Below are 22,569 nucleotides of genomic sequence, written 5' to 3' on the forward strand. Positions count from 1 at the left end.
GAAGCGAAATCAGGGGCATCTGGCAAAGCTCTTAGTCCCGTCATGCTGAGGAGGCCGCGTAGCGGCCGTCTCGAAGCACGACGGCCCCGCTCTGACAGCGCGGCCGTTTATCCTTCGAGACGCGCTTCGCGCTCCTCAGGATGACGGGTTGAGAGAGCTATGCGCTACACCTTCCCCAAGCCGCGCAGCACGAGCTGGTTCATGCGGCTGGCGAAGGCGGCGGGGTCGGCGGGCATCTCGCCGTCGAGGATCTGCGCCTGCTCGAACAGCAGGAGCGAGAGGTCTTTGGCCTGCGCCCCGTCGGTCGCGAGCGCTGCGACCAGCGGGTGGCGCAGATTGACCTCGAGGATCGGTTTCGTGATCTCGCCGCGGTTCTGTTGCGCGAGCAGCCGCTCCAGCGCGCGATCGCGTGCATCGCCGCCGGCAACGAGGCACGACGCGCTCGAAGTCAGCCGCTGCGAGGCACGGACGTCGGAGACACGCTCGCCGAGCGCATCCTTGATCATGGCGATCGTGGTCGCGGCATCGGCAGCGGGCTCGTCCTTCTTATCGTCGGCCTTGTCGTCGGCGAGCGGGATCAGGCCGAAATCGACATCGCCCTGGCTCAGCGACTTCAGCGGCTTGCCGCCGAAATCGATCGGCGCCGAGGTCCAGAACGCATCGACGGGATCGGTGAGCAGCAGCACCTCGATGCCGCGGGCGCGCGCCGATTCCAGCTTCGGGTTCGACTTCAGCCGCTCGATGCTGTCGCCGACCAGGTAATAGATCTCGGTCTGGTTCGGCTTGAAGTCGTCGACAACCTGCTTCAGCGAACGGTTCTCGCCCGACGTCGTGGTGAAGCGCGCCAGCGCCAGCAGCTTCTCGCGGCGCTCGAAATCCTCCCACAGGCCTTCCTTGATCACGGGGCCGAACGCGTCCCAGATCTTCGCGAAGGTCTCGGGCTCCTTCTCGCCCAGCGTCTCGAGCTCACTCACGACGCGGCTGGTGACGGCTTTGCGGATCTGCGCGAGCTGTGGATTGTTCTGCAGCATCTCGCGCGAGATGTTGAGCGGCAAATCCTCGCTGTCGATCACGCCGCGGATGAAGCGCAAATACGCCGGCAACAGCTCGGCATCGTCGGCGATGAAGACGCGGCGGACATAGAGCTTGACCTTGCCCTTGCGCTCGACCTGGAACAGGTCGAACGGCTTTTGCGACGGCGCGAACAGCAGCACGGCGTAGGACTGCCGGCCCTCGGCGCGGTAATGCAGCGTCATTGCCGGCTCGTCGAACGCGCCCGCGATCTGCTTGTAGGCCTGCGCATAATCTTCGGGCTTGAGCTCGGATTTCGAGCGCTGCCACAGCGCGCTCGCCGAGTTGATCTGGCGCGACTCGCCCTCTTCCGGCACCAGCAGGATCGGAAACTGGATGTTGTCGGAATATTCGCGGACGATGCGCTCGATCTCGTAGGCCTCGAGATATTTGGCGGCGTCCTTTTTCAAATGCAGCACGATCTCGGTGCCGCGCGCGACGCGCTGCGCGGCCTCCTCGCTCGCCGGCGCGATCTCGAAACCGCTGCCGCCCTCCGACGTCCACACCCAGACCTCGTCCGAGCCGGCGCGGCGGCTGGTGACGATGATTTTGTCGGCGACCATGAAGGCGGCATAGAAGCCGACGCCGAACTGGCCGATCAGATTGGCGCCGTCCTTGGCCTCGGTCAGCTTCGACAGGAACGACTTGGTGCCGGAGCGCGCGATGGTGCCGAGATTGTCGATCAGCTCCTGCCGCTCCATGCCGACGCCGGTATCGATCACCGAAAGCGTGTCGGCCGCCTTGTTCGGCACGATCCGGATCTCCGGCGGCGCGCCGTCGGCGATCAGGCCGGGGTTGGCGATCGCCTCGTAGCGCAGCTTGTCGCAGGCGTCGGACGCGTTCGAGATCAATTCGCGCAGGAAAATATCGGTCTCGGAATAGACCGAATGCACCATCAGGTGCAGCAATTCGGCAACCTCGGCCTGGAACGGCTGGGATTCGGCGGCGGCAGTTGTGGTCATGCGGAACACTCGGACAAACCTGAAGTGGCGGGAAAGCCCTGATATAGCGCGATCGCGCCGGCTGGCAAGCCAGCGCGGGGAATCGTCAGTCCGAGATCGCAGCGATATAGCGCTCCACGGAGCGGTCGAATGCCGCCCTGGCGTCGGAGGCGATGTTCTTGCCCCACCAGGCGCCGTAGATCCGATCATACGCCAGCGGCGCGACCGCGCGCGCGACGCGGCGGACTGCTGACGCATTGAGCGGAATGTAGTTCGGATAGGAGTACATGAAGCTCACCGAGCGGCGGTCCATCGCCACCATCGCGATGTCGCCGGTCAGGAGCGCACCGCGCCCGTCGGCGCCCTTGCCCCAGTGCAGCATGGTGGCACCGGCGAAATGGCCGCCGCCGCGCACCAGCAGGATGTCGTCGGAGATGCGATGGCTGTCGCCCTGCCACGGCACGATCGACCGATAGGGCCGCGTCACCCATTGCGCGTCGTCGCCGTGCAGATAGACCGGTGCGTCGTCGAACGCCGCGCTCCAGTCGGCAAACGCGCCATAGTAATGCGGATGCGAAATCGCGATCGCCTTCAGCCCGCCGAGCGATCTGACATGCGCGATCGCCTCATTGGTCGCCAGCGGCACGCAGTCCCACATCACGCAGCCGCCGCGATCCGGCACCAGCAGCGCGCGCTGCCCGATTGCGAATGACGGCTCGAGCGCCAATCCGACGAGGCCGAGGTCGTCGCGCCAGACCAGCCTGTGCCGCAGCGCGAGCTCATCGCGCGTCAGCCACGCCTGCCCGTTCCAGTTGACATATTGCCGCTCGTCCTCGCAGATCGGGCAGCACGGCGGCGGCGCCGCGGTGTCGGGAAATTGAGCGCCGCATTGTTCGCAGGACCAGAGAGACATTTGGATCGCACGCGTTGGGGTGAAGCCAGATCCCTGCTCTACGTCAGCAGCGGAAGACGTTCAATGCCGGCGCCCCAGTTCCATCTGCATCTCCGCCGGAGCCACGCCGAACTTTCTGCGGAACGAGCGGTGGAAATAGGACAGGTCGTTGAAGCCGACCGTGTAGGCGATGTCGCTGACCTTGCGGCCGGCGCCCTGTTCATGCAGCAGGAGCCGGCGCGCCAGCAGCAGACGCTGCTCGAGCACGAATTCCGAGAAGGTGGTCCCTTCCGACGCAAACAGCCGTTGCGCCTGCCGCGTGCTGAGCGCGTTTGCCTTTGCTACGGCCTCGATCGTGAGCTTGCCATTGTCGAGATTCTTCAGGACGTCGGCCTTCATCAGATCGAACCGCGCCTTCGCCACGCCATCGCGTGCCGCCAGTTCCTTCTGCTCGGCGTTGCTGCCGAGCACGAGACCGACGAGATCGGCCAGATGATGCGCAGCCGCCTGCTGGCCCGGCATGTCGAGATCGCCGGCGAGTTCGGTGCACAGCGCGGAATAGCGCTCGATCATCGCACTCATGGCAAGATCGCGCCCGAGCGGGCGCGCCAGCTGCGTCTCCGCTGATGGGGCGACCTGGAGCAGCAGGCGCCGCGGAAACCGCGTCGTTGTAAAACTGCCGGATGGGGTGAGATCCGCGGTGCCGACGATGTTCATCTCGGTGAGGCACATCTGGCCGCGCGCGATCTCGATCGACTTGCTTGCTTGTGTGACATGCACCGTGCCGCGGGTAACGAAGATCAGCACGAGATCGTCGCAGCCATCGTCCAGAAGCGCGCGGGTGCGGGCAAAGCGGGCCGAGCCGCCGCGCGGCGTCGCGATGGCAACCGTATGCAGCAGCGTGAACTCGTTGTGGCAATCGATGCGGCTATCGTCGGTCGGTCCGACGTCGAGTCGGCAGAAGCCGCGGCAAATGCCCTCGCGCCACGCCTCATAGGCCGGCCCTTTCGCCAGCCCGTGATGGAAGATCGAGAACCGGTTGGGCACCTGTGCCTCGGACATGATCCGTGCTCCGAACGCACGATCGATCACGACGCAGACGCGATCGATCGCTTGCTGCCCGGCGTTGGCATGTCGTTCCTGTCCCTACGCTTGGCGCGACGGTCCACGACCCCGGCGGGGAGCCTGATACCACTCCGCCGATTGACGGTAAAGCTATTCACGAGATGCAACCCTATGATGCGAAGCGCGGAAGCCGGGAATAAAACGGCGCAGCAGTTTCGTGACGCCGCCCTGCCCTGGCTCGATGATGCCTATGCGTTCGCCCAGGTCCTGATGCGGACCGAGGCGGATGCCGAACAGGCCGTGCAGGAGTGCTACCAGCGCGCACTGCGCCTGTTCGACGGCCTTCGCGGTCCGGCCGTCAGGCCGTGGCTGCTCGCGATCCTCAAAACCGTCTGCCAGGAAAAGCTTGGCGAAGCGCGCGGCCGCTCGACGAACGATGTCGGCAACAAGGAAAAGTCCGGCCCGCGTGCCATGCCGACAATCTCGCAACTCGTCGATGACCTGCCCGCGCCGCTCGGCGAGGTCATCGCCCTGCGCGAAGTGATCGATCTCTCCTACAAGGAGATCGCCGAGGTCACCGGCGTTCCCGTCACCACTGTGATGTCGCGAATCGCGCAGGCCCGCGGCCTGCTGCTCGCGGCGCGGCGAGCGGCACAGGCGTCCCAGGTTCCACCCACGGGCGGCACGTCAAAACCGACGGTCCACCGCGCGAACGCCTGTTGAACCGCCGATTATTGCGAACGGTTCGAGGTCCAGCCCTTGTACTCGGCGATGTTGTCGCGCGTCACGAGCTTTGACGGCAACAGCTCGACGGTCGAGGCAGGCTTCTGGCCGTTGAGCAGGCCGACGCCGATCTGCACGGCGCGGCGCGCCATGAAGAACGGATCCTGCGAGGACGAAGCCTGGATTTGCGGAGAACCTGGATCCTTGAGCGCGGCCTCGATGTCGGGTGCACCATCGACCGCGGTGATGACGATGCCGCTGCGGTTCTGCTGGCGCGCGGCGAGATCGGTGCCGATCGCCTGCGGATCGTTGATGGCGAAGATGGCGTCGATCTTGGCGAAGCGGGTCAGGTAGCCCTGCGCCACGGTGAGGCCGCCTTCGCGCGAACCCTTGCCGTCCTGGTCGCTGGACAGCACCTTGATGCCGGGGCTCTTGCCGAGCACGTTCTTGCAGCCGACCACGCGGTCGATCACTGCGGAAACCTGCGGCCCGTTCTCGATGATCACGTCGCCCTTGCCGCCCAATTTGTCGACGATGTACTGGCAGGAGATCTCACCGGCCTGGACGTTGTTGGTGGTGACGGTGGCATCGGCGCCTTCGGCCGCGGTATCGACGGCGACGACGATGATGCCGGCGGCCTGCGCCTTCTTGATCGCGGGGCCAACGGCCTTGGGATCGCCCGGATTGAGCAGGATCAGATCGACGCCGGCGGCGATGAAATTGTCGATCTGCGTCACTTGCTTGCCGAGGTCGTATTCGAAGCCGACCGTCGTGATCTTGACGTTGGGGTTGGATTTCTTCGCCTCGAACTCTGCGCCCTTCGACAGGGCGACGAAGAACGGGTTGCCCAGCGAACCCAGCGAGATGCCGATCGACTTCAGCTCCTTGGCGAAGCACGGGGCTGAGCCGAGGGCGAGCACGATGGCGGCGCCGGCAAATGAGATCGTCTTCATTGGCTTCCTCCCTGGTCTGTTTGAAGCTCCGGCGCGGCGACCAGCGACCGCACCAGATTTGTTGACTTGTTTGGGCATGATCCCTTCGGAAAACCGCTGCACACTTTGCGCTAACGCGGCCGTCCCGGTCCGGATCATGCCTTAAGTGCGCGCCGAGCCCTGTAGCCGGTAGCGGTCGAGCGTCACCGCGCCGATGATCACAAGGCCCTTGATCACGTACTGCCAGACGTCGGACACGCCGGTGAGGATCAGGCCGTTCGACAGCACCGCGATGATCAGCGCGCCGACCAGCGTGCCCCAGATCGAGCCGATGCCGCCGACAAACGAAGTGCCGCCGAGGATCACGGCGGTGATCGCATCGAGCTCGTAGGACTGGCCGAGTTGCAGGCCGTTGGCGGCATAGAGCCGTGCCGCCTGCATGGCGCCGCCGAGACCCGCGAGCAGGCCCGACACGCCGTAGACGAACAACAGCACGGCCCAGACCTTGATGCCGGCGAGCCGCGCTGCGCTCTCATTGCCGCCGACCGCGTAAATATGCACGCCGAGCACGGTGCGCCGCAGCACCAGCCAGGAGACCACGATCACGAGCAGCGCGATCACCCAGAGCCAGGGTATCGACAGCACGCCCGGAATGAGCGTCAGCGACCCATTGCCGATGAAGGCATAGGGAATCTCCGAATTGAACACCGTGGTGTCGGCACCCAGAAGGCGCGCCACGCCGCGCACGGCGGTGAGCGAGCCCAGCGTGACGATGAAGGGCGGCAGTCGCAGCAGCGCGACGAAGCCGCCATTGAGGATGCCGAAGACAGCACCCGTGAGCACCGCGGCTGGCAACCACAACGCGCCGAGATCGGGAAATTTTGAGATGATCAGCCCCGCCATGGCCGAGGCCGCCAGGATCGAGCCGACCGAGAGATCGATGCCGCCGGTGAGGATGACGAAGGTCATGCCGGCCGCGAGCACGGTGTTGACGGCGGCCTGCTGCACCACGATGCCGAGATTCTGCGCGGTGAAGAAACGGCCGTCCGACAGCAGATGAAAGCCGATGCACAGCAGCACCAGCACCGGCAGCATGCCGGCCGAGCGGATCAAGAGCCGCGTGCGCTGGCGCCTCGTCTCCTGTGCGGCGACGAGGCCGGGCGCGGCGGCGGCCTTGGCGGAAGCACCGTCATCAGGCATCGAGCTGCTCCATTCCGGTTGCAAGCGCCATGATCTGCTCCTGGTCTAGCGGCGCCGGCGCCGTTCGCTTGATCTCGCCGGCAATCGATCCGGCGCGCATCACTATGACGCGGTCGCAGATGCCGATGATCTCGGGCAGGTCGGACGAGATCACCAGCACCGCCGTGCCCGCCTTCGCGAGATTGTCGATGATCGAATAGATCTCGGACTTGGCGCCGACATCGACGCCGCGCGTCGGCTCGTCGAGGATCAGGACCTTGGGCGTGGTCGCAAGCAGACGCGACAGCAGCACCTTCTGCTGGTTGCCGCCGGAAAGACTACCGGCCGCGACGCGAATGTCGGCGGCGCGGATCCCCAGTGCCGCGAATGCCTTCCGTGCCCTGTCGCGCGCTTTGTCGCGGTCGACGATGCCGCCGAGCCGCGCATCGCGGCCCAGCACCGCGAGATTGATGTTGTCGAGGCAGGACATGTCGAGGAACAGGCCGAGCGCTTTCCGGTCCTCGGTGAGGTAAGCAATGCCCGCATCGAGCGCTTCGCCCGGCGTGCTTATGTCGACGGTGCGTCCTTCGATCTCGACATGGCCGGCGGTCATTGCCGCGGCGCCGATGATCAGATGCGCCAGCTCGGTGCGGCCGGCGCCGACCAGCCCGGCGAGGCCGACGACCTCGCCGGCATGAACGGTCAGGGAGCAACCCTTGACGCGCCGTCCGTCGGCGATGTCGACGGCCGCGAGGCTGGGCGCACCACGCAGCGCGTTGGCGTCGTTTCGAGGATCGTGCTCCTTCTTGTAGAAGGAAGAGACGTCGCGTCCCACCATCAGGCGGACGATGGTGTCGGCGCGGATCTCGGGCTTGTCGAGCGAGCCGACCAGCGTGCCGTCACGCAACACCGTGACGCGGTCGCCGAGCGCGTAGACCTCGTCCATGCGATGCGAGATGTAGATGATGGCAAGGCCCTCGGCGCGGAGCCAGCGGATCAGGCCGAACAGCCGCTCGCTCTCGCCCGCCGACAGCGCGGTGGTCGGCTCGTCCATGATCAGGATCTTCGAGCGGGCGTGCAGCGCACGGGCGATCTCGACCAACTGGCGCTGGCCCATCGACAAGTCCGCGACCAGCGTCGACGGTGCGAAATCGGCGCCGAGCCGTTCGAGGATCGGGCCGACGCCGGCCTCCATCGCCTCGCGCGCCAGCATCCCGAAGCGCGAGACTTCGCGGCCGAGATAGATGTTCTGCGCGACGCTGAGATTGGGGGCGAGCGACAGCTCCTGATAGATGATCGAGATGCCCGCCGCGCGGCCGGCGTGCGGGCCGTTGAAATGCACGGGCTTGCCCTCGATGCGGATTTCGCCGCCTTGATCCGGCCGGTAGGCACCGGACAAGATCTTCATCAGCGTCGATTTGCCGGCGCCATTCTCGCCCATCAGCGCGTGGATTTCGCCGGGATAGACCGTGAGGTCGACGCCGCGCAATGCCTTGATGCTGAAGAAGGACTTGGAGACCCGGCGCATCTCGAGGATCGGGTCGATCATCTTGCCTCCCCACCGCGCGGACGGCGTTGCGTCGCACCGCATCTTGTTTTGGTTTCTCGTGCGAGCGGGTGGCATTAAACAAAAGGTTGTATCGTAGAGCAATACCTTCGAACGATCACAAGTCGGGAACCGGACGCGTGTTGCGGACCTCGCCGCCGTTTGCGGACGCGCTGGCTCTCGTCAGTGCTTTGGCCGGTACAGGCTGCGCCATTTCGGCAGCCGCTCGGCGTAAGCTCCGCGAGCCCGCGTTCGGGTTCGAACGTCTCGACCCGCTGCGGCGCCGTGCAGACAGCCTCGACCGGCTCGCTGCTGACCGCGAGGCGCCCGAGCCGCGCAGCGCCGAACGCGGCCCCGGTTTCGCCACCGGCAAAGCGATGCACCGGAATGTCGAGGACATTGGCCAGCACTGAAAGCCAGAACCGGGAACGCGAGCCGCCGCCGATGGCATCCACTGCAGTGATCGCCATTCCGCTATCGGCGAGTACGCCGCGGCAATCCGCCAGCGCGAACGCGACGCCTTCGAGCACAGCCTGCACGATCGCGTCGCGATCGGTGCCGTGGCTGAGGCCATCGAGCATGCCGCGCACATCGGGATCGTCGTGCGGCGTCCGCTCGCCCGACAGATAGGGCAGAAAGCTGACAGGCGACGGCGCTTTCGGACGCTCTCCGAGCGGCGCCAGCAAATCGGCCTCGGGAATCCGCAGCAGCCGCGCGATCCAGGCGAGGCAAGACGCTGCCGAGAGGATCGCGCCGGCCTGGATCCACATCCCCGGAACGGCATGACAGAAGGTGTGCACGGCGCGCGCTGGGTTGCCGGCGATCGCAGGGGTCGGCACCAGCAGCGCACCTGAAGTTCCGAGCGAGACGAAGGCAGCATCGCTCCCGATCGCGCCGATGCCGACCGCGCCCGCCGGATTGTCGCCGGCGCCGCCTGCGATCATCGGCGGCTTGCGCATGCCCCAGCGCTGCGCCAGTTCACGCGAGAGCCGCGCGGACGGTGCGCAGCCCTCGACGAGCCGCGGCATCTGGCGACGCGACAGGCCGGTCGCGTCGAGCGCGGCGTCGGACCAATCCCGTCGCGCCGCATCAAGCCACAGCGTGCCCGAGGCGTCCGAGATATCCTCGATCGCTTCGCCTGTCAGCACCAGGCGCAGATAGGCTTTCGGCAGCAAGACAAGCCTGGTGGCCGCGAAAATCTCAGGCTCGTGCCTGGCGACCCACAGCAGCTTGGGCGCCGTGAAGCCCGGCATCGCCTTGTTGCCCGTCGTCGCCCGCAACGCCGGCCAGCGTTGCTCCAGTTCGCCGCATTCCACAGACGAGCGCCCGTCGTTCCAGAGAATGCAAGGCCGCAACGGTTTCCAATCCGCATCAAGCAGCGTCGCGCCGTGCATCTGGCCGGACAGGCCGATGCCCTCGACAGCAGCCAATTCGGCCGGATGATCCGCCTTCAGCGCGTCCAGCGTCGCGAAGGTGGCGTCGATCCATTGCACCGGATCCTGCTCGCTATGGCCCGGACGTGGCGAGGCCACCGTCAGCGGCTGGCTGCGGCTCGCCACCACGCGCTGCGCGTCGTCGACGAGAACGGTCTTGATCGCGGAGGTGCCGATATCGATCCCGAGATACATGGTGCCTCGCGTCCAGAAGGGAGCCCGACAAATGTGCTCACTTCACATCGCCGATCAAGGCCGCGCAAACGCCTGCTGCACCGCGCTGGGGTCGGTGATGCCGTTGGCGATCAGCAGTTCAAGCAGGACGCGCGCCTTCTGCGGATTGAGGTCGAACGCGACCGCAAAGCCGAGCTTGTCGTCCTCGACCTCGACGTTGCGGTTGACATAACCCGAACCGACCCGGCTCGAGCGCACCACCACGACACCCTGCTTCGCCGCCGACGCCAGCGCATCGATGGCATCCTTCGACGAGTTGCCGTCGCCGACGCCGGCCAGCACGATGCCCTTGGCGCCGCGCTTGACCGCATCCTCGACGTCAGCGGCATCCATGTTGGCGTGCGAATAGATGATGTCGACCCGCGGCAGTGGCGGCGCATCCGGCAGCTTCAGTTTCGCCGTCTTGATCGTGACGGCCGGTTGCAGGAAGCGCAGCGAGCCGGTGTCGACATAGCCGACCGGCCCGGCATCGGGCGAGCGGAACGTCTGGACGCTGGTGGTATTGGTCTTCTGCACCCAACGCGCGCCATGGATGGTGTCGTTGAGCACAACCAGCACGCCGCGGCCGCGCGATTCCGGCGCCGAGGCGACCCGCATCGCCTCGTAGAGATTGGCCGGGCCGTCGGCGCCGATCGCGGTCGACGGTCGCATCGATCCGACCAGCACGATTGGCATATCGGTATCCAGCACGTTTTGCAGGAAGAACGCGGTCTCCTCCATCGTGTCGGTGCCGTGGGTGATGACGACGCCGTCGACCTCCTTGTTGTCGATGGCCGCGCGGATGCGCTTGACGAGGTCGAACCAGACCTTGTCGTTCATGTCCTGCGAGCCGATCGACGAGATCTGCTCGGCCGAGATCTCGGCGAGCTTGTCGATGCCTGGAATGGCCGCGATCAGATTTGCGGCGTTGACCTTGCCTGAATCATAGGCATTGCCGGCGCGTGCATTGGCTTGCCCTGCGATCGTGCCGCCGGTGCCGAGCACCAGCACCTTGGCTAGTGCGGTTCCGGAGGCCTGTTGTGCTGATACCGGCGAGGCAAGCCCGATCATGAGGGCTGCGGCGAGCCCGAGGATCACAAATGCGGAACGGGTCGATCGAAGCGGGTGCAGCGTCATTTGTTCCCCCAGTGACAAACCATCTACTCACAACTGGTGGTTTTGTCGCGCAAGAAATGGACAAACTTGCGGCGGAAACGCCGCTGGCAAGGTCTCCCCTGCCGGTCTCGCGTCGGTCGCGTCATCCGACCCGCCGCCCTGTCCTTCGGCGCGCGCCCAAATTCTTGACATCGCCGGAATGACGGCGCACATTTTTCGAATATTATTCGAATTTTGGTGCACCCATGCACTTCGAGCTTCCCGACGATCTCCGCGTTCTGCAAGGCAGGATGCGCGAATTCGTGCGCAGCGAGCTTCAGCCCCACGATGCCGCGATCGAGGCGACCGGCATCGTGCCGGACAGCGCGATGGCCGGCCTGCGCCGGATGGGATTGTTCGGCACCAACACGCCGACACAGTTCGGCGGGCTCGGCCTCTCGATGCTCGGCAGCTGCATCGCGATCGAGGAGCTCGCGAAAGCGCACACCGCCTTCTACTATCTGAGCGGGGTGAACGTGCATATCGGATCGAAGGCGATCGAGTTCTTCGCGCAATCAGCGGTGCGCGACCGATGGCTGCCGGAGCTCGCCAGCGGGCGTGTGATCGCCGCCTTCGCACTGACCGAGCCGGACGCAGGATCGGATGCCGCCCGCATCCAGACCCGGGCTCGGCGGGATGGCGATCATTACGTGCTCGACGGCCGCAAGACCTACATCACCAACGCGCCGGTCGCCGGCGTCTTCACGGTGTTCGCCACGCTCGATCCGTCCAAGGGCGCGAAGGGCATTGCGGCCTTTGCCGTCGATGCGACAACGCCGGGCCTCTCCATCGGCCGCGTGGTCGAGATGGCCGCCGGGCGCGGTTCTGAACATGCCGAGGTGATGTTCGAGGGCTGCCGCATTCCGCGCGAGAACCTGCTCGGCGAGGAAGGCGACGGATTCGCGATCGCGATGCGGTGCCTGGATGCCGGACGCACGCATTGGGGCGCCTATTGCGTCGGTGCGGCGAGCCAGCTGCTGGACTACGCGCTGGATCACGTCTCGGAGCGCGAGACGTTCGGGCGCAGGCTGCGCGACCATCAAGGCATCGAATGGCAGATCGCCGACATGGCGAGCGCGCTGCATGCCGCGCGCCTGGTCGCCTATGAGGCGGCCTGGCGCTACGACCAGGGCGACGCCGCCGCGCGCACCGCGGCGGCCGCACTCTCCAAATATACTGGCGCCGACATGGTGCAGCGCGTGGCCGACATGACCATGCAGCTGTTCGGTGGCGCCGGTTATTCCAGGGACCTGCCGATCGAGCGCATCTGGCGGGAAACCCGGGTGGTCCGCATTCTCGATGGCACATCGGAGATCATGCGACAGATCATCGCCCGCAACGCGTTCCGCAGCCATGAACGGCGGAACACGCCGATCTGACCGGCAATCTTACGCTGTATCCCGTCGCAATAGCGCTTGTGTTCCGATCCTGCTGCCTTACTGTTTTTGCGGACGCGAGGAGACGACCGTGGCTTCGGGGACGACGCTCAAGCTCAAGCAACAACGCAGCCGCGACCGGCGCGAGCAGATCCTCTCGGCAGCGACCAAGCTGTTCGGCCAGCGGGGCATCGACGGCACCTCGCTCACCGACGTCGCCGCGGTGGCGAAAATACCGCTCTCCAGCATCTACGACTATTTCGAGGACAAGCGCGCGCTGGTGCTCGACGTGCCCGCGGGCAATTTCGAAGCACTGTATCAGAAGACCGAGCCGCTGCTGGTGAAGGGTGGCGACCCCGTCGAGCAGCTTCGCATCATCTTCCTGACCAACTTCCAGTACATCAAGGACAACCCGAGCTGGGGCCGCGTGTTCTTCCTGGAGATATGGCCGAGCGTGCTGGCCGCAGAACCGCGGGTCAAGAAGGCGGTCGACAAATACGCGCTGCGCTATGTGCAGCTGATCAAGCAGGCGATCCGCGCCGGCACCTATCGCCGCAATCTCGATCCCTACACCGCGATGTCGCTGATGATGGGCGGGATGTGCCACCTCACCGCGGTCTGGCTGCTCTACGGCCGCAAATACGATCTGGTGAAGAAAGGCAGGACGCTGTTCACCACGCTGCACAACGGGTTCGTGCAGCATTAGCTGATGGCTCGGCCCTCGTAGGATGGGTAGAGCGCAGCGAAACCCATCAATTCTGGCACGCGGGAGCATGATGGGTTTCGCTGCGCTCTACCCATCCTACGCACTGGCTGTGCCTCAACGCGCCGGCGGTGCAAATGACGACAGTTCGGTACCAGCAACCGTTCCAGAAATTCGTTATACGGTCCTGCGGATCATGTTCTAGTATGACGCAATGGACGCCCCGCGGCCCAAGACGCGGGCACTGGGGATGGGAGCGAACCGATGGACGTCAAGGCCGTTCTGCCGCCACGTGGCCGCGACTATCGGCTCGATCTGCTGCGCGGCTTCGCCAACTGGGCGATCTATCTCGACCATATCCCGAACAATGCGGTGAACTGGATCACGCAAAAGAATTTCGGCTTCAGCGACGCAGCCGACCTGTTCGTCTTCATCTCCGGCTACACCGCATCCTTTGTCTATGCGCGCATGATGCTCGAGCGCGGCACCGTGATCGGCGCCACCCGCCTGATCAAGCGGGCCTGGCAGATCTATGTCGCGCACGTCCTGCTGTTCGTGATCTACATCGCCGAGATCGGCTATCTCGCGCAGCGCTACCGCGATCCCAATCTGGAGAACGAATTCAACGTCGCGGGTTTCATGCAGAACCCGGCCGAGACGCTCTATCAGGGCCTGATCCTGGCGTTCAAGCCGGTCAACATGGACGTGCTGCCGCTCTACATCGCGCTGATGCTGGTGTATCCGGTGGTGCTGTGGGCGATGCTGCGGAAGCTCAATCTGACGCTGCTGGCCTCATTCCTGCTCTATCTCGCCGCACGCCATTTCGGCTGGAACCTGCCGGCCTACCCGTCCGGCTCTTGGTACTTCAACCCGTTCTGCTGGCAGTTCCTGTTCGTGTTCGGCGGCTGGTTCGCGCTCGGCGGCGCCAGCGAATCGATCACCTTCATCCGCTCGCGCGCCTTCCTGTGGCTCGGCGGTGCCTATCTGCTGTTCGCGCTGGTCATGACCCTGGCCAGCCGCTTCCCGGAACTGGGCCAGGCGATGCCGGCATGGCTCTTTGATGCGTTCAATCCGAACGACAAGACCAACCTCGCACCGTATCGCGTGCTGCACTTCGTGGTGCTCGCCTTCTTCGTGACGCGCTTCCTGCCGCGCGAATGGCCGGGCTACGAGTCGCCGATCTTCGAGCCGATCATCAAATGCGGCCAGCAGTCGCTCGAGGTGTTCGCCTCGGGCGTCTTCCTTGCCGTGGTCGCGCATGTCGTGCTGGTCGAGATCTCCGGCAGCCTCTGGATGCAGATCGTGGTGAGCGTTGTCGGCATCGCGCTGATGACCGTGCTCGCCTATTACCGCTCCTGGTCGAAGAAGGTCGACAAGGCGCCCGCGAAGAAGCCCGTGGCGGCGCAGGCGCCGGTGGCTGCGAAGCCGGCGGAATAGCCGGCGGGCCTGTCGAGGGCGACTCGGGTGGTCAGCGGCGCTGCGCATGCGCTAGAGCCTATTCCGTTCCGATTGAATCGGAACGGGGCTCTAGATTCTTGTTTTGACGCGTTTTCTTCACGCGAACCGGTATCCACTTCGCTCGAAAACGCTCTAGAGTGAAGGCATGTCTCCTGCCTTCACCCATGACCATCCCGACATGCTGCAACTCGAAGCCGACGTGCTCGACGCGCGGCCCGGCGCCATTTTGGTCGAACGCTCGCCGTTCTTTCCCGGCGGCGGCGGACAGCTCGCCGACCGCGGGATTCTGCGATGGTCCGGCGGCGTGCTGCCGGTGACCGGGCTCGCGCGTGACGAACGCGGCCTCTGGCATTCGGTCCCGGGCGACAGCGTGATCTCCGGCAAGGTCATGCTCGAAGTCGAGCCGGCGTTTCGCGCATTGATGTGCGAGCTGCACACGCTCGCCCATGTCGTCAACGCGCTGGTGTATACGCGGTTCGGCGGCGCGCTTCTGACCGGGGCGCAGCTCAATGACGACGGCACCTTCCGCGTCGATTTCGATCTGCCGGGCGCCGACAACGAAGCGCTGCGGGCACTCGAGGCGCCGCTGAACGACATCATCCGGCAGGACCTCCCCGTGAGCGCCGCCTTCATGGCGCATACCGAGGCGCAAGCCATCCCCGGATTGTTTCGCAGCAAGGCTGTCGCGCCGCCGGTCGGGGAAGACGGCCTGGTCCGGATCGTCGAGATCCTCGGGCTCGACCGGCAGGCCTGCGGCGGCACCCATCTGGCCTCGACCGGGCAGTCCCGCCCCGCGCGTATCGTCAAGATCGACAACAAAGGCCGCCAGAACCGCAGAATCAAGGTTGCGATCTGAACAGCTCCGGCAAGCCGACCACAGAAATCACGGCGCATCGTGCCGAGCAATCTCTACGCTATCCACGGCCCGGCCGTGCCTGGGGATGATGTTGTGCGGTTCGCTCGACGGGGCGCGATCGGCTTGTTAAGCCGCGTCTCCGCAAGGACGATTTGAGTCGGGGACATGACCGTAGCGATCGAGATGGGACAGACGACGGCCGGCGCTTCGGCGGCCATCGACCTCGAGGAGCTATTGGCGACGCGCCTCCTGGTGCAGGGCAATTCGGGTTCCGGCAAATCCCATCTGCTGCGCCGGCTGCTGGAACAGAGCGCGCCGTGGGTGCAGCAGACCATCATCGACCCCGAGGGCGACTTCGTCACCCTGGCCGAACGGTTCGGCCACCTCGTCATCGACGCCGAGGACCACACCGAGCGCAGTTTGCAGGTCGCCGGCGAACGCGTGCGCATTCATCGCGTCTCCACCGTGCTCAATCTCGAGGGGCTCGACGCCGAGAACCAGATGCGGCGCGCCGCAGCCTTCCTCGGCGGAATGTTCGAGGTCCCCCGCGATCATTGGTATCCGATGCTGGTGGTGGTGGACGAGGCGCAACTGTTCGCGCCGGCGGTCGCAGGCGAAGTGTCCGACGAGGCGCGCAAGCTGTCGCTCGGCGCGATGACCAATTTGATGTGCCGCGGCCGCAAGCGCGGGCTTGCCGGGATCATCGCGACCCAGCGGCTGGCGAAGCTCGCCAAGAACGTCGCCGCCGAGGCGTCCAACTTCCTGATGGGCCGCACCTTCCTCGATATCGACATGGCGCGCGCCGCCGACCTGCTCGGCATGGAGCGGCGCCAGGCGGAGGCCTTCCGCGACCTCGAACGCGGACAGTTCATGGCGCTGGGCCCTGCGCTCTCGCGCCGTCCGCTGGGCCTGCGCATCGGTCCAACCGACACGCAGCCGCGCAACGCGGCGCCGCGGCTGATGCCGCTGCCGGAAGCTGCACTCGAAGACGCACGCGCCATCATCCTCGCAGCCCCGCCGCCCGACACGGCGGCCAGGCCGCCGCGCCGCGCCGGCACCCGACCTGCTCAGCCAGCTGATGGCCGCCAAGCCGACGGTACCTGAGATCGATCCCGAGACTGCGGAACCGCCGCCGAGCGCCGAGCAGCTTGCCGAGCGGCGCGAGCGGCTGGATCGCATCCTGCGCGCCATTCTCGCCGAGCCCGACGCCGGCTTTCGCGCCATCGGCGTGCTCTATCAGGAGTTCGTGGTGCGCTGCCGGATCGAGGGACTCGGCGCCGTGGTGCCGGAGCTGACCGACTTCCGCCGCATGTTGACGCGCGCCCGCGCCGGGCTCGGCACCGAGATCGCGGAAGACGATGCCTGGCAGGATGTGCAGCTGCGCGCCGCGATCCTGCCAGAGGATATGCAGGGCGTCTTCATGATGATCGCCCGCGCCGCGAAGGAAGGCTGGCCCTGCCCGAGCGATGCCGCGATCGCCCGCGCCTATGGCACGCACTCGCTGCGCCGCGCGCGGCATCTTCTGACCTATATCGAGGAGCAGGGCCTGATCGTCTGCCAGCTCGACGGCGCCGGCCGGCGCATCGTGACCCTCGTCGAGCTCGCCTGGGCGACAGCGGCAGCCGACCCGAATGCCGACGACGTGGCGACGGAGGCGGCCGGCTCGCCGTCGTGATCGAACGGCGGGCATCGAACCGCCGGGCACGGTGCGAACTCCGGAAGCACGGTATGACACGGAAAAGGCCCGCCGAACGGCGGGCCTTTTCGTCTCTGCCGACTGGCGGAGCCACCTACCTTGGTGGCGGCCCCGTCATACCTCACCTTCGCGTCATCACGCGTGCTGCGGCTGCGCCAGCTGGCTGACCTGCGTCGCCGGCGGATCGACAACCAGGGTACCGCCATGGCCATCGCTCGACGTCGTGAATGTCGAGGCCATGTAGTTGCCGAGCAGCGCAATACTCGCCGTGACGGTGCCGTCCGTCACCGTGAGCGTGCCGCTCGTGCTGTTTCCGCTGAAGGTCGGCGTGTGAACGTTCGTGAAACTGATGTTCGCGAAATCGATCGCATCCGAACCCGTCATCCCGGCGACGGTGCCGCTAAAGCTCGCCGAATTGTCGAGCTTCAGCGTTCCGGTCGAGCTCTGGAACGCCACGGCGGCGTTCGAAGCCCCCGGCAATTCCAGGGTAGCGCCCGCTGCGATGCTGGCATTGCTGGAGCTCTCGCCCGTCGCGTTGAAGGACTGCCACGCCCCCCACGCAGTGCCGTCATTGGCCCGGATCCAGAGTTGATCGGTGCCCGAGCCGGCCTGATAGATCGCCGTGGCAAGCTGTGCCGCGGTGACGTCGATCTCGGTATTTGCCTTCATCGTTACGTTGTTGACGATCCAGGCCCCGTTCGTGTTGGAATCCCACAACGCATATTTCGTTATGGTATCGCCATCCGCGTCCGTCGCGCTGAACAGGCTCGATGCGGCGAAGGTCTGCCCGGAGACCGTCACCACGTTCGCGGCCGACACCGTCGGCGCCTGGTTGGTTGCGGTCGCCGAGAACGCCGCCCAAGACCCCCACATCATGCCGTCATTGGCGCGCACGTAGAGCAGATCCGCCGGCGAACCGCCGGGGCCGAACACGTAGCTCACCTGCGACAGGTTCGCCGCCGAGACGTCGATCTCGGTGTTGGCCGCCTGCGCGACACCATTCACCACCCAGTGACCGTTGCCGCCGGTGTCCCAGAACGCGTACTGGGTGATCGCGTCGTCGGCGACAGCATCGCCCAATATCAAGTCTGGGATTCGACATCGTCGGCCGGCAGCGGCCACTGGAGCGTTGGCGGCAACGCGCAGACCGCCAACACCGCCATCAACGTCAGCGCAGGCCAGCTCGCCAGCACCACCTTCCAGGGCGGCACCGTCACTGACGACCTCTGGGTCCGCGCCAGCGACGGCATGATGTGGAGCGCCTGGCAGGAATTTCATTTCCTCGTCTAGCGAACGAACGGGTTTGCTGGGTGGCGATGATCCGTCCGTCCCCCGGCATCGCACCTCGAAGCGCGAACCTTCTCCCAAAACAAAAATGGCCCGCGCGATGCGGGCCATTTTATCCGAACCGGCCTCTCATCGGCCAGCGTCATCGGCGAGCGCATGTGTCGGATGACGGGTATCGCCACGCCGGTTTTGTGGGCGCACGTACATAATGAGGGCTTCCGGAAGCTCTGCCTTCACCTTCAGCGCAGCGGCAAGCGCGTCTTGTCCGTCCAGGACCACGTGGTCGGCCTTTCCGTTCAGTTTGAACCCGACGGTAAACTGCATCCAAAAACCTCCACGTCTTCGCCACTAAGCTGTTGCGGCGAAGAATATGCTCCGAAGCAGATGGGTGTAGCCGGATTCGAACACCATGATCGCCACAAATACCAACACCAGCACCGGCGGAAGCAGGATCGCGTAGGCCAGGGCCAGCCGCTCCCAGGCCATATGCATGAAGACAGCGACGATCAGACCGGCTTTGAGCACCATGAACAGCAGGATCAGCGACCATCGGAGATGGCCATGGATGCCAAAGTAGTCGACAAGATAGGAGCAGGTGCTGAGCACGAACAACCATCCCCAGACCACGAGGTAAAGCTTGATCGGATGCTGCTGGCCTGCCGCGTGCGTCGCCCCCGATGCGACTGCATCGTGCGCGTAAGCGTGTAGCGCATGCTGTGCTGCCTGCCCTTCCACATGTACCGCTGCGTTTGTCATGCGCCACCTCACCAGAGATAGAAGAAAGCAAAGATGAACACCCACACTAGATCAACGAAGTGCCAGTACAGGCCGGTGATCTCGACGATCTCGTAATATCCCTTCCGGCTTGTGAAGAAGCCGCGTCGTTCGCGATCGAAATCCCCTCGCAAGACCTTGCGCGCAATCGCGATCAGGAAGATCACGCCGATCGTCACGTGGGTGCCGTGGAAACCGGTGATCATGAAAAAGCAAGCGCCAAACTGCGGCGCACCCCACGGGTTACCCCAGGGCCTCACACCCTCCATGATCAGCTTGGTCCATTCGAAGGCCTGCATTCCGACGAAGGTCGCGCCGAATGCCGCGGTGGCCAGCATCAGGGCCGCCGTTCGGACGCGGTCGTGGCGGTAGCCGAAATTGACGGCCATCGCCATCGTTCCGCTGCTGCTGATCAGAACGAAGGTCATGATAGCGATCAGGATGAGCGGGATATGCTTGCTCCCGATGTTGAGCGCGAAGACTTCGCTCGGATTGGGCCACGGCACGGTCGTCGACATGCGCGCCGTCATGTACGACAACAGGAAGCAGCTGAAGATGAAGGTGTCGCTCAGGAGGAAGATCCACATCATGGCCTTCCCCCAGGACACGTTCTTGAATGCGCGCTGATCTGAGGCCCAGTCGGCGGCGATGCCTCGCAATCCGGGGATCGTCCCGGGCGCGGCCTTCGGCTGCATCAGTGTCGTTTCTGCCATCGGTCCTTGCCCTCGCTTAAGTGAGCAACTGGCGACAGATGTTCACGAAATTTTCGGTCCAGCCGGTCAGCAAGCCGAGCAGAACCAGCCACACCAGTAAAAGGAAATGCCAATAGATGGCGCAGAGCTCGACGCTCAGGCGCACCTGCACCATCGGTGCGCCGCGCCACACCTTGGCGCTCGTCCTGCCGAGCGCTACCAGCCCGCCGATCAGATGTAGCCCGTGCAGCGCGGTGATCAGGTAGAAGAAGGAATTGGCCGGATTGGACGCCACGACATAGCCGGCGACGTTCAGCTGCTGCCATACCACCAGCTGTCCGGCCAGGAACGTCACGGCGGATGCTCCACCCACCAACAAGCCGACGAGCATGTCCTCATCGTCGCTGCGGCGCGCGGCCATCAGCGACCATTGCAGCGCTGCGCTGCTGATGATCAGGACGCCGGTATTGATCCACAACAGCTTCGGCAACGGCAGCTCGCGCCAGTCCACCATGGTGTTGCGCATCGAATAGGCGCTGATCAGGAGCGCGAACAGCGAACCGACAACCGCGAGAAACACGCCCAGCCCGATTTTCGCCGGCGGCACGGACGATCCCCTCTCGCCGCGAAAATCGACGGCCACCCCCTCCTCCAGCCAGGGTTTGGCCGCAAGCCGCTGCTGCGAGAGCCACCATCCCGCGATGGCCGCAATGGTCGCCATGAACAGGATGATGGCACTCACGGATGGGCTCCCTGCGCCACCGCTCCGGACGGTGGCTCATTTTGCGGCACGAAATCTTTGGCGGCACCGGGAACGCTGTAATCGTAGGCCCAGCGATAGACGATGGGCAGTTCCTTGCCCCAGTTGCCATGCCCCGGCGGGGTCTCCGGCGTCTGCCATTCCAGCGAGGTGGCGCCCCAGGGATTGCCGCCGGCCTCCTTTCCCTTGAACAGGCTCCAGACGAGATTGAACAGGAAGACGAGCTGGGCGAAGCCGACAATCAGGGCCGCCACGCTCATGAACGCATTGAGGTCATGGGCGGATGCCGGGACGAACGACGTCTCGCCAATGTCGTGATAGCGGCGGGGCATCCCGAGCAGGCCGAGATAGTGCATGGGGAAGAAGACCGCATAAGCCCCGATGAAGGTCACCCAGAAGTGGAACTTGCCGAGCACATCATTGAGCATCCGTCCGGTCACTTTCGGATACCAGTGATAGATCCCGCCGAACACGGCCATGATCGGCGCGATGCCCATGACCATGTGGAAGTGTGCGACAACGAACATCGTGTCGGACAACGGAACGTCGACGACCACGTTGCCGAGAAACAGTCCGGTCAGGCCGCCATTGACAAAGGTGACGATGAACCCGAGAGCGAACAGCATCGGCACCGTGAGATGAATGTCGCCGCGCCACAGGGTCAGCACCCAGTTGTAGACCTTGATGGCGGTCGGAATGGCGATGATGAGTGTCGTGGTGGCGAAGAAGAACCCGAAATAGGGGTGCATGCCGCTGACATACATGTGGTGCGCCCACACCACGAAGCTGAGAGCGCCGATCGCGACGATGGCCCAGACCATCATGCGGTAGCCGAAGATGTTCTTTCGCGCGTGGGTGCTGATCAGATCGGAGATGATGCCGAAGGCCGGCAAGGCGACGATGTAGACTTCGGGGTGGCCGAAGAACCAGAACAGATGCTGGAACAGGATCGGGCTGCCGCCGCCATACTTCGACAGCTGCCCCATCTCGACCAGCGTCGGCATGAAGAAGCTGGTTCCCAGCAGGCGGTCCAGGAGCAGCATCACCGACGCGACGAACAGCGCCGGGAAGGCCAACAGTGCCATCACCGTGGCCGTGAAGATGCCCCACACCGTCAACGGCAAGCGCATCAACGTCATGCCGCGCGTGCGGGCCTGCAGCACCGTCACCACGTAATTGAGCCCGCCCATCGTGAAGCCGATGATGAACAGGATCAGCGAAGCCAGCATGAAAACGATGCCCCAGTCCTGCCCGGGGGTGCCGGAGAGGATCGCCTGGGGCGGATAGAGCGTCCAGCCGGCGCCGGTTGGCCCGCCAGGCACGAAGAACGTTGCGGCCAGCACCAGCACGGCGAGCAGATAGACCCAGTAGCTCAGCATGTTCACATAGGGGAAGACCATGTCCCGGGCGCCGACCATCAGCGGAATGAGATAGTTGCCGAAGCCGCCAAGGAACAATGCCGTGAGCAGGTAGATCACCATGATCATGCCGTGCATGGTGATGAACTGGAGATACTGGTTGGCATCGATGAAGGAGAATGTTCCCGGGAATCCCAGTTGCAGGCGCATCATCCACGACAGCACCAGCGCCACCATTCCGATCGACATCGCAGTGATCGAGTACTGGACGGCGATCACCTTGGCGTCCTGCGAAAAGACGTACCTCGTCCACCAGCTTCTCGGATGATAAAGCTCCACCTCACCGACTTCGGCGGGCGGGATGCCTGCGACATGATCAAGCGGGATATCGACCATCGGAATTCCCTCCTCGGTCTTCTGTTCGGCGACGAGTTCGCTTCACGATCTCCGGCACATCCT

18 protein-coding genes and 2 pseudogenes are annotated in these 22,569 nt (G+C 64.9%); 6 read left to right on the forward strand and 14 right to left on the reverse strand.

Features of this window, described 5'->3' with window-relative positions; genetic code table 11:
• Window positions 1-164: 164 nt before the first annotated feature.
• The 3 genes from htpG to AKN84_RS21965 all read right to left on the reverse strand — a co-directional run bounded on the left by htpG (window position 165) and on the right by AKN84_RS21965 (window position 3,966).
• Window positions 165-2,033 (reverse strand): molecular chaperone HtpG, encoded by a 1,869-nt coding sequence (gene htpG / locus AKN84_RS21955; RefSeq protein WP_050422701.1) that lies wholly within the window; start codon window positions 2,031-2,033, stop codon window positions 165-167.
• Between the two features lie 85 nt (window positions 2,034-2,118).
• On the reverse strand, window positions 2,119-2,925 hold the full coding sequence (locus AKN84_RS21960; protein ID WP_050422702.1) for an MBL fold metallo-hydrolase: 807 nt from the start codon (window positions 2,923-2,925) through the stop codon (window positions 2,119-2,121).
• Window positions 2,926-2,985: 60 nt separating this feature from the next.
• Window positions 2,986-3,966: a helix-turn-helix domain-containing protein gene (locus tag AKN84_RS21965; RefSeq protein WP_244485366.1), complete on the reverse strand. Its 981-nt coding sequence runs from the start codon at window positions 3,964-3,966 to the stop codon at window positions 2,986-2,988.
• A gap of 174 nt (window positions 3,967-4,140) precedes the next feature.
• Here AKN84_RS21965 and AKN84_RS21970 point away from each other — a divergent pair, with 174 nt between their 5' ends.
• On the forward strand, window positions 4,141-4,692 hold the full coding sequence (locus AKN84_RS21970; RefSeq protein WP_050422703.1) for a sigma factor-like helix-turn-helix DNA-binding protein: 552 nt from the start codon (window positions 4,141-4,143) through the stop codon (window positions 4,690-4,692).
• Between the two features lie 8 nt (window positions 4,693-4,700).
• Here AKN84_RS21970 and AKN84_RS21975 read toward each other — a convergent pair whose 3' ends face one another.
• From AKN84_RS21975 to AKN84_RS21995, 5 genes and pseudogenes are all read right to left on the reverse strand, one after another.
• A complete protein-coding gene (locus tag AKN84_RS21975) occupies window positions 4,701-5,645 on the reverse strand; it encodes an ABC transporter substrate-binding protein (protein WP_050422704.1) in 945 nt (314 codons plus the stop codon).
• Window positions 5,646-5,786: 141 nt separating this feature from the next.
• Window positions 5,787-6,824, reverse strand: a complete 1,038-nt coding sequence (locus tag AKN84_RS21980; RefSeq protein ID WP_050422705.1) for an ABC transporter permease subunit — start codon at window positions 6,822-6,824, stop codon at window positions 5,787-5,789.
• Window positions 6,817-8,352, reverse strand: coding sequence for a sugar ABC transporter ATP-binding protein (locus AKN84_RS21985; RefSeq protein ID WP_050422706.1), 1,536 nt, complete (start codon window positions 8,350-8,352; stop codon window positions 6,817-6,819). The genes AKN84_RS21980 and AKN84_RS21985 overlap by 8 nt, the downstream gene beginning before the upstream one ends.
• Window positions 8,353-8,532: 180 nt before the next feature.
• Window positions 8,533-9,977, reverse strand: a pseudogene (xylB, locus tag AKN84_RS21990) (xylulokinase).
• A gap of 54 nt (window positions 9,978-10,031) precedes the next feature.
• Window positions 10,032-11,132 (reverse strand): asparaginase, encoded by a 1,101-nt coding sequence (locus AKN84_RS21995; protein WP_050422707.1) that lies wholly within the window; start codon window positions 11,130-11,132, stop codon window positions 10,032-10,034.
• A gap of 224 nt (window positions 11,133-11,356) precedes the next feature.
• On the opposite strand from AKN84_RS21995, the gene AKN84_RS22000 reads away from it, so the two are divergent.
• From AKN84_RS22000 to AKN84_RS22020, 5 genes and pseudogenes are all read left to right on the forward strand, one after another.
• A complete protein-coding gene (locus AKN84_RS22000; protein ID WP_050422708.1) occupies window positions 11,357-12,529 on the forward strand; it encodes an acyl-CoA dehydrogenase family protein in 1,173 nt (390 codons plus the stop codon).
• Between the two features lie 88 nt (window positions 12,530-12,617).
• Window positions 12,618-13,232: a TetR/AcrR family transcriptional regulator gene (locus AKN84_RS22005; RefSeq protein ID WP_050422709.1), complete on the forward strand. Its 615-nt coding sequence runs from the start codon at window positions 12,618-12,620 to the stop codon at window positions 13,230-13,232.
• 261 nt (window positions 13,233-13,493) lie between these two features.
• The gene (locus tag AKN84_RS22010; RefSeq protein WP_050422710.1) at window positions 13,494-14,666 is read left to right on the forward strand and encodes an OpgC domain-containing protein; all 1,173 of its coding nucleotides are present in this window, start codon (window positions 13,494-13,496) and stop codon (window positions 14,664-14,666) included.
• A 166-nt stretch (window positions 14,667-14,832) separates the two neighbouring features.
• Window positions 14,833-15,543 (forward strand): alanyl-tRNA editing protein, encoded by a 711-nt coding sequence (locus AKN84_RS22015; RefSeq protein WP_050422711.1) that lies wholly within the window; start codon window positions 14,833-14,835, stop codon window positions 15,541-15,543.
• 165 nt (window positions 15,544-15,708) lie between these two features.
• Window positions 15,709-17,218: pseudogene (locus AKN84_RS22020) on the forward strand (helicase HerA domain-containing protein).
• 156 nt (window positions 17,219-17,374) lie between these two features.
• On the opposite strand, the gene AKN84_RS22025 reads toward AKN84_RS22020, so the two are convergent.
• From AKN84_RS22025 to ctaD, 6 genes are read right to left on the reverse strand one after another with little or no spacing between them, the layout of a single operon-like run.
• Window positions 17,375-18,637, reverse strand: coding sequence for a hypothetical protein (locus AKN84_RS22025; RefSeq protein ID WP_157863329.1), 1,263 nt, complete (start codon window positions 18,635-18,637; stop codon window positions 17,375-17,377).
• A gap of 18 nt (window positions 18,638-18,655) precedes the next feature.
• Window positions 18,656-18,850: a hypothetical protein gene (locus AKN84_RS22035; RefSeq protein WP_050422713.1), complete on the reverse strand. Its 195-nt coding sequence runs from the start codon at window positions 18,848-18,850 to the stop codon at window positions 18,656-18,658.
• Window positions 18,851-18,874: 24 nt separating this feature from the next.
• Complete coding sequence (locus tag AKN84_RS22040) at window positions 18,875-19,282, reverse strand: cytochrome C oxidase subunit IV family protein (protein WP_050422714.1); 408 nt, start codon at window positions 19,280-19,282, stop codon at window positions 18,875-18,877.
• Window positions 19,283-19,290: 8 nt separating this feature from the next.
• Window positions 19,291-20,013: a heme-copper oxidase subunit III family protein gene (locus AKN84_RS22045; protein ID WP_050422715.1), complete on the reverse strand. Its 723-nt coding sequence runs from the start codon at window positions 20,011-20,013 to the stop codon at window positions 19,291-19,293.
• A gap of 16 nt (window positions 20,014-20,029) precedes the next feature.
• Entirely contained in the window at window positions 20,030-20,734 is a 705-nt protein-coding gene (locus AKN84_RS22050) for a cytochrome c oxidase subunit 3 (RefSeq protein WP_050422716.1), read from the reverse strand.
• Window positions 20,731-22,506 (reverse strand): cytochrome c oxidase subunit I, encoded by a 1,776-nt coding sequence (gene ctaD, locus AKN84_RS22055; RefSeq protein WP_050422717.1) that lies wholly within the window; start codon window positions 22,504-22,506, stop codon window positions 20,731-20,733. Before ctaD ends, AKN84_RS22050 begins: the two co-directional genes overlap by 4 nt.
• Window positions 22,507-22,569: the final 63 nt, after the last annotated feature.

The sequence above is a fragment of the Bradyrhizobium tropiciagri genome (assembly GCF_001189845.1).
GTDB lineage: Bacteria > Pseudomonadota > Alphaproteobacteria > Rhizobiales > Xanthobacteraceae > Bradyrhizobium > Bradyrhizobium tropiciagri.